9 protein-coding genes are annotated in these 13,428 nt (G+C 40.4%); 7 read left to right on the top strand and 2 right to left on the bottom strand.

Going from position 1 to position 13,428, the window contains the following annotated elements; translation table 11 throughout:
- Position 1 precedes the first annotated feature (1 nt).
- The gene (locus C7972_RS08055) at positions 2–3,025 is read right to left on the bottom strand and encodes a tetratricopeptide repeat protein (protein WP_110355701.1); all 3,024 of its coding nucleotides are present in this window, start codon (positions 3,023–3,025) and stop codon (positions 2–4) included.
- A 147-nt stretch (positions 3,026–3,172) separates the two neighbouring features.
- Between C7972_RS08055 and C7972_RS08050 the strand changes: the two genes are divergently transcribed.
- From C7972_RS08050 to C7972_RS08035, 4 genes are all read left to right on the top strand, one after another.
- On the top strand, positions 3,173–3,856 hold the full coding sequence (locus C7972_RS08050; RefSeq protein WP_110355700.1) for a cell division ATP-binding protein FtsE: 684 nt from the start codon (positions 3,173–3,175) through the stop codon (positions 3,854–3,856).
- 279 nt (positions 3,857–4,135) lie between these two features.
- Positions 4,136–4,618 (top strand): hypothetical protein, encoded by a 483-nt coding sequence (locus C7972_RS08045; protein WP_110355699.1) that lies wholly within the window; start codon positions 4,136–4,138, stop codon positions 4,616–4,618.
- 144 nt (positions 4,619–4,762) lie between these two features.
- The gene (locus C7972_RS08040; RefSeq protein ID WP_110355698.1) at positions 4,763–5,800 is read left to right on the top strand and encodes a sensor histidine kinase; all 1,038 of its coding nucleotides are present in this window, start codon (positions 4,763–4,765) and stop codon (positions 5,798–5,800) included.
- Positions 5,797–6,558 (top strand): LytTR family DNA-binding domain-containing protein, encoded by a 762-nt coding sequence (locus C7972_RS08035; RefSeq protein ID WP_110355697.1) that lies wholly within the window; start codon positions 5,797–5,799, stop codon positions 6,556–6,558. Before C7972_RS08040 ends, C7972_RS08035 begins: the two co-directional genes overlap by 4 nt.
- Before the next feature lie 251 nt (positions 6,559–6,809).
- On the opposite strand, the gene C7972_RS08030 is transcribed toward C7972_RS08035, so the two are convergent.
- On the bottom strand, positions 6,810–9,848 hold the full coding sequence (locus C7972_RS08030) for a ThuA domain-containing protein (RefSeq protein ID WP_110355696.1): 3,039 nt from the start codon (positions 9,846–9,848) through the stop codon (positions 6,810–6,812).
- Between the two features lie 284 nt (positions 9,849–10,132).
- On the opposite strand from C7972_RS08030, the gene C7972_RS08025 reads away from it, so the two are divergent.
- The 3 genes from C7972_RS08025 (at position 10,133) to ppgK (ending at position 13,380) form a co-directional block, all read left to right on the top strand.
- On the top strand, positions 10,133–10,948 hold the full coding sequence (locus C7972_RS08025) for an NUDIX domain-containing protein (RefSeq protein WP_110355695.1): 816 nt from the start codon (positions 10,133–10,135) through the stop codon (positions 10,946–10,948).
- A 55-nt stretch (positions 10,949–11,003) separates the two neighbouring features.
- The gene (locus C7972_RS08020) at positions 11,004–12,491 is read left to right on the top strand and encodes a sulfatase (protein ID WP_110355694.1); all 1,488 of its coding nucleotides are present in this window, start codon (positions 11,004–11,006) and stop codon (positions 12,489–12,491) included.
- A 136-nt stretch (positions 12,492–12,627) separates the two neighbouring features.
- A complete protein-coding gene (gene ppgK / locus C7972_RS08015; RefSeq protein ID WP_110355693.1) occupies positions 12,628–13,380 on the top strand; it encodes a polyphosphate--glucose phosphotransferase in 753 nt (250 codons plus the stop codon).
- Positions 13,381–13,428 lie beyond the last annotated feature (48 nt).

Below are 13,428 nucleotides of genomic sequence, written 5' to 3'. Positions count from 1 at the left end.
TTTAATTGCCCTCTGGATTGATAGAGGAATTACTTTGTGCTTCTTTTGCCTTAATAATGGATGACTCCTGTTTGGCTTGGGCCACTATTTCCGGATAATCCCCGAAATTGGCAATAACACTATCCAAAATATAGGTTGCTTGGAAGGCATCACCCAAAGCATAGAAATTTTTGGCCATAATGATCAAACCTTTGGCACTCCACTCTTTATATCCTGCGTAGTCCTTGGCCAATTTTTGTACCGAAGCATTGGAAGCCTCGTAATCTTGGGCCTTATTCTTAAAATAAGCATCATAATAAAGTGCCTCGGCAGCTAAATCTCCCGTTGCAATCTTAAGCACTTCCGAATACGCCTTTTCTGCCCTGTTCTCATCCTTGGTCTGAATAGCCGATCTTGCGATCATTATTTGCGCATCACTTTTTATACGGTTATCGATCTTGGTGTTAGACAACACCTTGGTAGCATATTGAATTGTCTTGGCGTAGTCTGACCGCTCATAATAACCCTTCATCAAATTGGACTGGGCAAAGGTGATATTCTGTTGAATTTCCGCCTTGGATTCCAGTTCTTCCAAGAAAGGAATGGCTGTCGTATAATCATTTTTGCCCACATAGATCTCACATACCCTTGTAAGTGCCTGTTCAGCGTATTCATTGGCCCCTTTGCCTGCCACATTTTTAAAATAGGGCAGTGCTTTATCCTTCTGACCTTTACCAAAATATAATTGCGCCAAATTAAAATTGGCTTTTAAGGCATTCAATCCGTTTGGAAATTGTTTAACATAGGCCTCATACCCTCTTATGGCTGCATCTTGATTACCTTCAATATATTGCTTGTCCGCAGATTCAAATGTAGCATTATCCAGTTCTGTATCGGTAACCTCAACAAAATCGAGACCTTTAACCCATTGGGCATATTCATTCACCCTACCTAGGTCTACATATATCAGCTTGGCCGTTGTTACGGCCTGTAACGCTTCCTGAGTGTTGGGGTGGTCCCTAACTACCGTTTTAAATTTGGCCAAAGCCTGTTCATTGCGATTGGCATTATAATGTACCAATCCCTGACGCAGCATGGCCTGTGGCACCAAAGAGCTACCTTTATAATCCATGGTAAGCTGATCGTATAACTGCAAGCCTCTTTCCGTATTATTGGCCCTCACATAGGAATTGGCCAGTTCAAACAAGGCATCGTCCTTTAGGGTCGAATTGGGATACCTGGACACAAAATTGGAAAGCTCTTCTATTTTGGTAGCACTCCTGTCCACAAACCCGTAGCTCAATGCTTTTTGGTAGGCAGCATAATCGCTGGAAGGACTATTTCGCGCAATTGCCTTGTTATAGGTTTCTATAGCTGGCCAATACTTACTGCTTACAAAATAACTATCCCCCAAGCGTAGGTATGCATCGTTGAGTTTTTCGCTATCGCCATTATTGGTCTCCACATAACTGGAAAACGCGGCAATGGCATTGGTATAGTTTCTCAGTTTAAAATAGGTGTATGCCAAATTATAATTTAAATCCTTGAATTCAGGGGTTGATTTGGCGCTGGGAATCGATTTGAATTGAAGATATCCGGCCAAGGCATCGTCAAAGCGGTTCATATTGTAATCCGATTCCGCTTTCCAGTAGCTAGACCTGGCCTTGAAGTATTGATCTTCCGCATTGTCCAGGGATTTCTTGAACACTGCCGATGCTTCCTCATAATTCAACTCCAAGAACAATTCCACTCCCCTGTAAAACGCCACCTTTTGATAAGTAGCCTTACTGGCAAAATTTTTGTTTTTCTCCAATAACTCCATAGCACCGGCAAAATTTTTGGAAGTAATATAGGAGTCCACCAAAAGTTCCTGCATCTCCGCTTTATGGGAATCATTGGGATATTTTTCCAAATATGTTGTCAAAACTTGGGGTACAGGTTCGTACGCATTCCCTATTTCATAGCTCAGTCGCGCATAATTGAGATAGGCATCCTTTTGAATTTCTGTATTGAAATCCATTTGGGAGGCATTTCTAAAGGCATTCAAGGCCTCTTGTTTTTTGTCCAGCTTTAGATAACATTCCGCCAAATGATAATAGGCATTTTGGGAAACTTCATTGTTACCGTCAATTATTTTGTTGAATTGCTGTATTCCATTGGCATAATCTCCCTGCATGTAATAGGAGTAGCCCAATAGATAATAATCGGTATTGCTCCACTTGCCTCTTTTCCCTTTGTATTCGGCCAAATAGGGTATGGCATTGGCATATTGTTTTAGGTTGAAATAACTCTCACCAATAATTTTATTGAGCTCCGAAACTTCATTTCGGTCAGATTTGGGCAATTGTTTTTTAGCCAAGGCAATAGCCTCTTCAAACTTGCCCAATTTAAAGTTCATATCCGCCTGATAATAGGACAGCTTTTCTTCCAACAATTCTTGGTCGGTAATCTGATCAAAACGCTGATTGGCCTGGGCATAATCGTCCTGCTGATAAGCAATATACCCCAAGTAATACTTGGCTTGGGAACCATAGGTTGGAGAGGTGGTCACCTGATTTAAGTATCGTTCCGCCTCTTTTGGCTTGTTGGAGGAGAACAAGGCATATCCATTGTTAAAATTGAAACGCTCCTTATCCTTCCTGGACATGGAACTCTGATCTACCTTGGTATACCATTTTAAGGCATACGGATACTTTCCGGTTGCAAAATAATAATCGGCCACATCGAGGTAGGCAGAATTGCGTTTGGTTGAAGTTGGATACTTTTCCACAAAGTCCTCCATCAACCTATCGGCCCCCAACTGATTCAGGCGAATTGCCGCAGTAGCGGCATAATACGCACTATTGGCCTGGGTCTCTTCATCCCTGGTATTATTTTTTACCTTTTCAAAGATAGTCTGGGCTGCCTGATACTGTTTATTGTTATACAAGGCCAAAGCTTCCTGGTAGTCCTTTTGGTCAAAAGTATAGATTTCGGATTCTTGGGCACTTACGTAAAACAAAGACCCAACAAAACACAGTATAACAGCGGTTTTTTTTCTTAGCATAGTGTTCTCTAGAAGTTAAGAATTACCGTAATTAAATTATATAACGATAAATATTGTCCCTAAGTATATGATAAAGAAAAAGATTTTTCAAGAAGATTTGACTTAATTCCAAAGGAACTTATTACTTTTATATCAACATTAAAAACTATGGGCGAAAGCATATTGCAGCTGAAGGATGTAGCGGTATTTCAGGGAGAAAATTTGGTATTGAACGATATCAGCCTTGAAATCAAAAAAGGGGAATTCGTGTACCTTATTGGAAAAACAGGCAGCGGAAAGAGCAGCTTTATGAAAACTTTATATGGCGATCTTCCATTAAAACAAGGAAGTGGCCATATTGTAGATTTCGATCTAACCACCTTAAAGGAAAAGGAGATTCCTTATCTGAGAAGAAAATTAGGGGTAGTTTTTCAGGATTTTAAATTATTACCGGATCGCAATGTAAATAACAATCTTCTTTTTGTTCTAAAGGCTACCGGCTGGAAAGACCGGAGCGAAATGAACGCCAAGATTGAAGATGTCCTGGATAAGGTGGGAATGAAAACGAAAGGTTTTAAATTTCCCCATGAACTTTCCGGCGGGGAACAACAACGTATCGCAATAGCCCGAGCTTTACTGAATGATCCAGACCTAATTCTGGCAGACGAGCCTACAGGGAATCTTGACCCACAGACCAGTGTGGAAGTAATGAAGGTTCTTCAGGATATCAACAAGACCGGAAGGACCATCCTAATGGCCACCCATGACTACGCCCTTATTCTTAAATATCCATCCAAAACTTTGAAGTGTGATGGCAACAAGGTTTTTGAAGTAATACAAAGGGCCGTTTAACGATCATGGGTAGACACCCTAGTCCAGACCCACCATTTCCTACGTTAAACCAACCATAAACAGCTGGCCGTTTACCGGCAGATCTTGTTGTGAAAGGGCCATACGGCACCATTATTATCACTTTGTTTACCAAATCAGGTTCGGTTCAGTTTACCCCATAGCCGTTTCACCCCCCATTTAGTCCACTTCACTTAGTATCTACCTAAAAAAAGTGGATACGCCCATTATCTTTGCACCTGAAATAAGATGCATATCCAAATATTCATAAAATTACATATCATGAAAAACATAGCTTTATTATTAAGTACCATGTTAGTATCCCTCTCATTGTTCTCATTTTCAGGGAAGGACAAATGTTTAAATTCAGATGACATTAATTGTTATATTGAATCCCATAACCCCTTTGCCGAAGGATTGCTTATGGATGAAGAAGTAAGAAATTTAAGCTTGGAGGATATTGACCTTATTGAAGAAGAGGAAGAAATTGTACTCAATTTTGACCCTACTCCCTACTTACCATTAGACTTCAACGCATATAGGGGCATGGGATTTGACCTTACCAAAATTGTTGTTATGGAGATGGAAGAAGAAATTGTTCTCGGCTTTGATCCTGCACAATACCTGCCAATTGGTTTCAATGCGTACCAAGGCATGGAGCTGAACCTAAACAATATTATCATAGAAGAGATTGAAGAAGAAATTGATCTTGGCTTTGAAGTAATGAACTATCTACCCAAGGGATTTGACGCTTATGCCAAATAACAAAGATACATGAGTTTATCACCAACAAGCCCTTGACTTTATTCAGGGGCTTTTTTTTACACTAAATTGGGGGAATAAGAAAATCCATCTCGAGGACTATGATAAGGAGACGTAATGAAGTATATTTAAAACAACTTAGCTAATATGGACACTATAAAACGGGTAAAACAGCTTGAAATAATAAAAATTGCCATCCTGATTGCTGTTTTAGTGACCCTTCCGCTTACCATATCCCTCTTCAGATCGACCGGCTTTAATAAAGAGATTTTCTCCAGTGAACTGTTTGTGGATCTTGATCTTAAATTCTGGTTTTTCTTCCTTTTTTCATGGTCTGCACTGCAATTCAATACCAATTTTATTTATCGTATCCCCAAAAGGAACCGTTTAATTGTATGGGTACTGAGGCTCTCGGGCAATATTGGAATCCTTGTATCAACAATTCTATTGTTAGATTTTATTTATCCGTTTTTAGTTGACAAAGACATTTCCAATAGGGAGGAGGATTTTCAGGTTTTTATATTTATAGTAGTCCTCATTATCATAATATTTATATCCAGAATTTTAAGACTTCAAATTATTCAGCGGCAAAATATTCTGGAAAATGAATATTTGAAACAACAGAACCTTCAAAATGAACTTTCTGCATTAAAGAATCAAATCAACCCGCATTTTCTTTTCAATTCCCTTAATACACTCAATTCCCTTATTCGGGACAATAAGGAGGCTACTATGTTTGTTAAAAAACTTTCCTTTATGTACCGCTATATATTACAAAGCGGGGATAGGGATCTGGTCTCTTTAAAAGAGGAGCTTAAATTTTTGGAAAGCTATACCTACTTAATAAAAACAAGATACAGGAACCGTTTTCAAATTGATATTGCCATTGACGAAAGCTATCTCGACAGAAAAATTCCCCCATTGGCCTTACAATTATTGGCAGAAAACGCCGTGAAGCACAATGAAATTTCGGAAACGCACCCGCTAAAAGTGAACATCTATTCGCAAGATGAATGCATTTATGTGGAAAACAAGGTACGGCCTCGCTCCACCCTGGCAGAAGGCACGGGAAATGGGCTTCTAAACCTGTACAAACGCTATTATATGATACGTAAACAACAAATTATCATAGACAAGCAGAGTGATATTTTTAGAGTAAAACTACCCTTGAACAGAATGACATGAAAATAGTAATTGTAGAAGATGAATTGGCTGCAAGTGAAAATCTTGCCTACATGCTTAAAAACCTCCAAGATAAGCTTGAGATATTGGCCGTTTTGGATTCAGTAAAAACGGCTATTGATTATTTTACCAAAAACCAGGAAGCCGACCTAGTTTTTATGGACATCCATCTAGCCGATGGACTATCTTTTGAAATTTTTGATGCCGTTAAAATTGATGCTCCAATTATCTTTACCACGGCCTATGACCAATATGCCTTACAGGCATTTAAACTCAATAGCATTGATTATTTGTTAAAACCAATAGACGAGGATGAATTGGAAGTTAGCTTGGAACAGTTCAAAGGGCAATTAAAGGGCAAGGGGCTTATCACCAATCAAGTGGAAGGACTCCTAAGCCTATTGAAGGATCAAAAAAAGACCTATAAATCCATGTATTTAGTGCATTATCGCGATGAACTAATTCCTTTGAAAACTGATAAAATTGCCTATCTATTCATTGAAAACGGAATAGTTAAGGCTGTCACAAAAGACAGGCGGACCCATACTATTGACCAGAAATTGGAGGATATTGAAAACGACCTCGACCCGTCTAACTTTTACCGACTAAATAGACAGTTCATAGCGCAAAGGGATGCCATTGCCGGAATAAAACAATATTTTAACGGGAAGCTGATCATTGGTGTTATCCCACCCCATACGGAACAAGTAATCGTAAGCAAGGCAAAAGCCTCCGAATTTAAAAACTGGATGAACCAATAAAAATTCCCTGAAAACCAAATATCTTAGATTAGCTACTCCTGTTCCACCCAGAAAATGTAGCTACCCCTATTATGGACCCGGGAACAATCTTTGGCTGGAACCGTAAAAATAAGCATAAGGCGTCCCTAAATTTCCTGTACCGGATCCCAAAACACACCACCTCCTTATAAAGCATCCATCAACCAACTTTAGCCATAGGAATGGTTCTTTTTACAACAATAGCCGGAAGTTCCACAGGTCTATAACCATTTTTACTTGGCCCCTGCGTTGTCGGCATTGGCATCCAATTGCAATACCACTGATTTAGAACCCGTCAAGGGTTTAACATTGTTTTCCCCATTATCTGTATAACTGGCCGTAATTACCATAACAGTTGCACCCTTGGTAGGGTTTGGAACTATGCTTCCCGTAGCTGGTAAGGATTTCTTTTTATCGGCCGTACTTGCAAGGGATTGGATATAGAGCCCTATCTGCCTAGATTCATCCTTGGTAAGGTTGGGATGTGCAGGCATGGTTACTTCTCCCCAAACGCCACTACCTCCCGAAATTATCTTAGACTGCAGATAGCTTAATCCCTTTTTATCGTTCTTGTACTTTTCAGCGATATCCCGGTACATAGGCCCAACAGATTTTTCCTTTTCCTTGTGGCAGGTTTTACAATCCAATGCCATTGTTAACGCCTTGCCGGTAACAACCGCCGAGACTTCTTGATGCCCCAATGACAGTGAGGCTTCATCCATGCCTTCCAGATAATCTATGGAAACAAAAATATTGTCCTCATCTATTGCGGAACCATCTGGATCGGTAACGGTGACCTTATAGTTCATAGGCCTCCCTGGCTCGAAAAATAATGAATTGCCCCCATTGATATCTATGGATACTTCCGGCCTTGAATTTCCAGCCACCACATTAATAACTTGACTTTTGGCCGAAGCTTCCTTGTTATCCAAAACAGTAGCGGACAAAATATAGTCCCCCACATTATCATAGGTATAGGTAATATGGGGAGTGGTAGTTTCCTTGGTTTCACCATTCCCGAAATGCCACACATAGGTCATTTCATCCTGCTCCCTATCCCTTGCCTCTACTTTTGCAGTAATAGTCAAAGGAAGTTTTCCAGATGTTTTATCCACAGAAATATTCTCTATCAACGGTGGTCTATTGCCCCCGTTGTATTCTATATAAGACAATGCAGAATCATCATTTTTGGAAAACCAACCACTACCATATTCCAATAGATACACCCTACCATCAGGACCAACCTCCATATCTATAAGATTGTTTACTTTGATTTGGTCTGCAAATGGCTCCATTTTATTGAATTCCCCATCAGGGAACAGGCTAACGGCCATCATCCAGCCACGTATCCAATCATAGACCAATACTTTTCCATCATAATATTCCGGCAGTGCATTGGGCCCATTGTAGAGATCCGAATAATACACGGGACCCGCCATAGCGTTCCTACCTCCGGTACCGGTTTGGGGAAATTCTTGGGATGCTACATATGGATAAAAACCATAGGCAGGCATAGCTTTTGGAAGTTCCCTAAGGCCCGTATTGTTTCTAGAGTCGTTTATGGGTTTTTCGGGATCAAAAGTATCTCCACTCTCCCCCGTAGCATAATCATATTGACGATAGGGTTTATTATCCGCAATAAAGAATGGCCAACCAAAATTTCCGGCCTCCCTAGCCTGATTCATTTCATCATACCCCCTTGGCCCCCTGGTGTCCAAACTATCTGCCCGGGCGTCTGGCCCTACATCTCCCCAATATACATATCCCTTTTTGGGATCTACAGATATTCTATACGGATTTCTGTGGCCCATGGTAAATATTTCAGGCCTGGTCTTGGCAGTTCCTTCCGGAAATAAATTTCCTTCGGGGATACTATAACTACCATCCTCATTTACCTTAATTCGCAATATTTTCCCTCTCAGGTCATTGGTGTTTCCTGAAGATCTACGGGCATCGTACTGTTCCTTTCCTGGGATATCGTTTAAGGGTGCAAAGCCACTGTTCACGTATTTCACCCCTTTTTCACTAAAAGGTGTGGAATTATCCCCTGTAGATAAATACAACATATTATCCGGTCCAAATGCAATTGACCCCCCTGTATGGCAACATATCTCACGCTGACTATCCACTTCAAGTATTATCTGCTCCGTGGTTGTGTCCAAAATATCGTTCTCAAATTTAAATCTTGACAAACGGTTCACCCACTTATCCCCTGTTGGGCTGTAGTACAAATATATCCAATGATTGGTCTCAAAATCGGGGTCCTTTTGCAACCCCATTAACCCTTCCTCTGCATTTACATTTGGTGTATTTTGGGTTTTATGATATACATCCAAAAACCCCACTTGGGACAATTCTTTGGTAGCTGCTTTATACAGCATTATTTCACCCCGTCTCTGGGAAACCAAAATGTCATTATTGGGCAAAATAGCCATTTCGGTAGGCTCAAAAAAGTCACCATATTTCAGAGGAACTTTGGTAAAGCGATCGGAATCAGGTGGAATTTGGGTGGTTACCTTGGTATAATCCAAAATTTCATTCTTTCCTATGGCATATTGGATACCCCCTAATAAATGTTTTAAGTACAATTCCTCGGAAAAACTTTCCTCGGTATGGCCCAAGGCCGTATAAAAGGCACGGCCTCCGTCATATTCATGATACCAGCTCATGGGGTGATGATCTCCATTAATACCTCCTTCATAACTCTTTTCATCTACCGTCATCAAAACATTCACCTCCGGATTTATTTTCTTAAAATTATAGAGTTCATCGGTTCGATGCCAGATGGAGTCGGCAAACATATTGGTAGCCCCAAAAGTATTGTCCTTAATAATAAAATCGGCCTCAGGGGTACCTGCAGGATGACTGGCAAAATAAGCACCCACCAATCTTCCATACCAATTCCAATCATATTCGGTGTCCGTGGCGGCATGTACACCCACAAAACCTCCACCAGCCTGAATATACCTTTCAAAGGCGGCTTCTTGTTTAGCATCCAATATGTTGCCCGTGGTACTTAAAAATACTATTGCCGAATACTTTTTTAAGTCGTCATCATTAAAGATATCGGCATTTTTAGTTGTATCCACACCAATTTTGTTGTCCATTCCCAACTTTTGAATTGCCTCCAATCCACTGGGTATGGAAGCATGCTTATAACCCATGGTCTTGGAAAAGACCAAAATTCGTGGTTCGCCTTCCCTTTTCTTGCTATCACAAGAAGTAAGGAACAATGTAAAAACACCAAGGATAAGGGCAATGTAATTTTTCATCAATAAAATTTTAAAAAGATTATTTGGATTAACGGAGAAGCTTAAATTTTACATAACGGAATTAGAGGTAGTAATATCAAAAGGGTATTGCTCATTTTTTAATTAACAAATAATTGGCCATGCCCCAAATTTTGAATTTCTCAAATATAGTATTTATTTGATAGTATTGCAGCTACACTATTAATTATTGACACAATTTCATTTTACACATTTACATTATCGGTCTTAAAACCCTTCCCCTCCGCTAAAATTATTTTATACCTTTAAGCAACCAACTACAACCGATGATTTTAAAAAAACAAGTCTATAGGGCGGACAAAAAAATGAATCCCTTGATAGGGATACTACTATTCCTTATCTCCATATTTTTATTTGTACTCACCTTCCCCCTTGGCTTTGTTTATGGCCTTTTCCATGGACTATTAAAAAAGGGTATTGTAGGACTGGGAGAATACCTTCTTAAAATTGCCATTTCCATAGACCAATTGGGCAATGTTGGGATGCAGCATCTTTTAAACCTCGTCTGGGTCAAAAAGGGTGGTTACAAATTTGGCAATCGGGACGAAACTATTTCCAGCGCCCTTGGCCGTAACAACAAATTGGGAACCCTCACTAAATTTGGAACGGCCATAGATAGACTATTGGACCTTATAGATAAGGGCCACTCCCTTAATTCCATTGATTACTATATTGAACCTTCGGACGAAATCATAGACCAATTAACATGGATCCATATTGTAGACCAGAAGTTACTGGCTATTAGACCTACAGGAAAGACTACCTATTCACTTCCAGGAGGAGAAAGAATACCGAAAGAGTCCGATGCAATGACACTGACCCGGGTAATAAAAAATGTGCTGGGAATAATTCTAGAAATCCCTTCCTTTGATCATTTGGGGATTTTTGAAGCAAGGGCCGATGACAGCAAACCCTTTATTTTAGCGAGATCTACCTATTATTCGGCCGAGTATACGGGAACCATCGCCATTAAGCCCGAAGCAGGCGAAATATGTTGGCTGAACTACAGGGACAGGAAAAAGGTATCCGAAGTTGATAAAATTATCTTTGATTTGCTTAAAGACACCGGCCAATTGATTTAATTATATATTGCCATAGTATTTAAAGTCATTTTAACACCATTAATGTAAACTACCTATGCCAACCAGTTTTAAAAGATTATTTATCCTACTCCCTCTTCTAATTTTTCTGGGAAGTAATCTACAATGCAAGCAAGGGCAAAGACCGCCCAATGTGTTGTTTATTGCCGTGGATGACCTGCGAACAGAATTAGGAGCATATGGCAACCCCATTGTCCATTCTCCCAATATGGATGCACTGGCCTCTGAAGGAACTATTTTTACGAACCACTTTGTCCAAGTCCCAACCTGTGGTGCATCGAGATATGCACTTTTAACCGGTATGCGCCCCCGTAAGCCTTTACATTTGGGCAATAATGCCATTGAAAAGGAAATATCCAATGCAACCGAAAATAAAGTGCCAGAATCTTTTATCCACCATCTTAAAAGGAATGGATACCATACCGTTGGCATAGGGAAGATAAGTCACTCCGCAGATGGTTTGGTCTACGGTTATGAAGAACCGGTTTCCACCAAAAAAGAATTGCCGCATAGCTGGAACGAGCTATTATTTGATGCTGGAAAATGGGGAACGGGTTGGAATGCATTTTTCGGGTATTCGGACGGAGAAAATAGACAAAGCCTAAAGAAACAGGTAAGACCATATGAGGCGGGGGAAGTAGATGATGAGGGATATCCGGATGGATTGACCACCAAGTTGGCCATTTCAAAACTTAGGGAGCTTAAAGATAAGAAGCAACCTTTCTTTATGGGAGTAGGTTTTTTTAAACCCCATTTACCATTTAATGCCCCAAAAAAGTATTGGGACCTATACGATAGGGAACAAATACCCCTTTCGCCCAACCCTCGGGTTCCGGAGAACATAAGCTTAAAGAGCCTACATGAAAGCGGCGAATTTAACCAATATGCCCTAGGGGAGGAAAAGGCAAGTCTAGCCCAACCGGTTTCCCAGGAATACGCCAAAAAATTAAGGCATGCCTACTTGGCCTCAATAAGTTATATCGATGCCCAAATAGGCCTTATTTGGGAGGAGCTAAAAGTGATGGGCTTGGACAAGAATACGATTATCGTGATATGGGGAGACCATGGTTGGCATTTGGGAGATCAACGGGTTTGGGGAAAACATACCCTTTTCGAAAATGCCTTAAAAAGTGCCTTGATCATCAAATCCCCTTTTAAAGGGCATCAAACCAACAAAGTAAAAACCATTGTAGAGACGGTAGACATCTACCCAACGATAATGGAACTGTGCAATATTGGTATGACCCATGAAATAGACGGCGAAAGCTTTATCGATAGTTTAAATGAGGCATCATCCAAAGAAGATGGAGTGGCATACAGCTATTTTAGAAATGGTATTTCCCTGCGGACAGACAGGTACAGATTAACCAAATATTATAGACAGGACGAACCTACCATTGAACTTTACGACCATAGCACAGACCCTTATGAAACCAAAAATATTGCCGACCTAAATCCAGACCTTGTTATGGAGCTTATGCCTGTTTTGGAAAAGGGAAATACCGGCCTGTATATAGGAAACTAAAGAATTAGTATAAACCCAAATGGTTATCGCCCATAAATAGACCTATTAAAAGCACGAAAATCCGACCAAGAAGTGTGCATACCACAACTCCCGAAAGTTTTTTGTTACTTTGTTCACAAATATATTAATATTATACATGGAAATCCTCGGAATTGATGTCGGTGGCTCGGGCATAAAAGGAGCCTTAGTAAATATGGAAACTGGTGAAATGATATCGGAGCGGTTTAGAATACCCACTCCGAAATCGAGAAAACCAAAACCTATGGCCGAAGTAGTTGCCAAAATTGTAAAACATTTTGATTATAGCGGACCTATAGGCTGTGGATTTCCAACCGTCATTAAAAAAGGCATCTGTAAAACACCTGGAAATCTTCATAAAAGGTGGGCCGGTGTAAATGTAAATGAACTGTTCAGTGAGGTAACGGGATTACCAGTGACCGTGGTAAACGATGCTGATGCCGCAGGATACGCATCCATGAATTTTGGTGTAGGCCAGGGAAAGGAAGGCCTTGTGCTGATGATCACTATAGGAACCGGATTAGGTAGCGGTGCCTTTTACAACGGGGAATTGATACCAAATTTTGAATTGGGCCAGATTCCTTATAAAAAGTATGAAAAAATTGAATTATGGGCCGCAGCTTCAGCCAAGGAAAGGGAATCACTCAGTTACAAAAAATGGGGCAAGCGGTTCAATGTTTTCTTGGAGTTCGTAGAATTGATCGTATCTCCAGATCTAATAATCCTCGGGGGAGGCACCTCCAAGGACTGGAACGATTTTAAGGACTATATCAATATTGAAACCCCTGTAATACCCGCAGAACTGCAAAATCATGCCGGGATTATTGGCGCGGCGGCCGCGGCTTATAACAAAAAGGGCGTGCTAAAATAAAAGCAGCTGTTTTAACTGCCTATTTTCCACCTAAATAGATCCCCTAAA

The sequence above is a fragment of the Arenibacter sp. ARW7G5Y1 genome (genome assembly GCF_003201775.1).
Taxonomy (GTDB): domain Bacteria; phylum Bacteroidota; class Bacteroidia; order Flavobacteriales; family Flavobacteriaceae; genus Arenibacter.
This window is presented reverse-complemented; position numbering and strand designations above follow the sequence as displayed.

Excerpts from the sequence above, each read along its gene's own strand:
- C7972_RS08020 (WP_110355694.1), top strand. The coding sequence starts at position 11,004 with ATGCCAACCAGTTTTAAAAGATTATTTATCCTACTCCCTCTTCTAATT.
- C7972_RS08055 (WP_110355701.1), bottom strand. The coding sequence starts at position 3,025 with ATGCTAAGAAAAAAAACCGCTGTTATACTGTGTTTTGTTGGGTCTTTG.
- C7972_RS08045 (WP_110355699.1), top strand. The coding sequence starts at position 4,136 with ATGAAAAACATAGCTTTATTATTAAGTACCATGTTAGTATCCCTCTCA.
- ppgK (WP_110355693.1), top strand. The coding sequence starts at position 12,628 with ATGGAAATCCTCGGAATTGATGTCGGTGGCTCGGGCATAAAAGGAGCC.
- C7972_RS08025 (WP_110355695.1), top strand. The coding sequence starts at position 10,133 with ATGATTTTAAAAAAACAAGTCTATAGGGCGGACAAAAAAATGAATCCC.
- C7972_RS08030 (WP_110355696.1), bottom strand. The coding sequence starts at position 9,848 with ATGAAAAATTACATTGCCCTTATCCTTGGTGTTTTTACATTGTTCCTT.
- C7972_RS08040 (WP_110355698.1), top strand. The coding sequence starts at position 4,763 with ATGGACACTATAAAACGGGTAAAACAGCTTGAAATAATAAAAATTGCC.
- C7972_RS08035 (WP_110355697.1), top strand. The coding sequence starts at position 5,797 with ATGAAAATAGTAATTGTAGAAGATGAATTGGCTGCAAGTGAAAATCTT.
- C7972_RS08050 (WP_110355700.1), top strand. The coding sequence starts at position 3,173 with ATGGGCGAAAGCATATTGCAGCTGAAGGATGTAGCGGTATTTCAGGGA.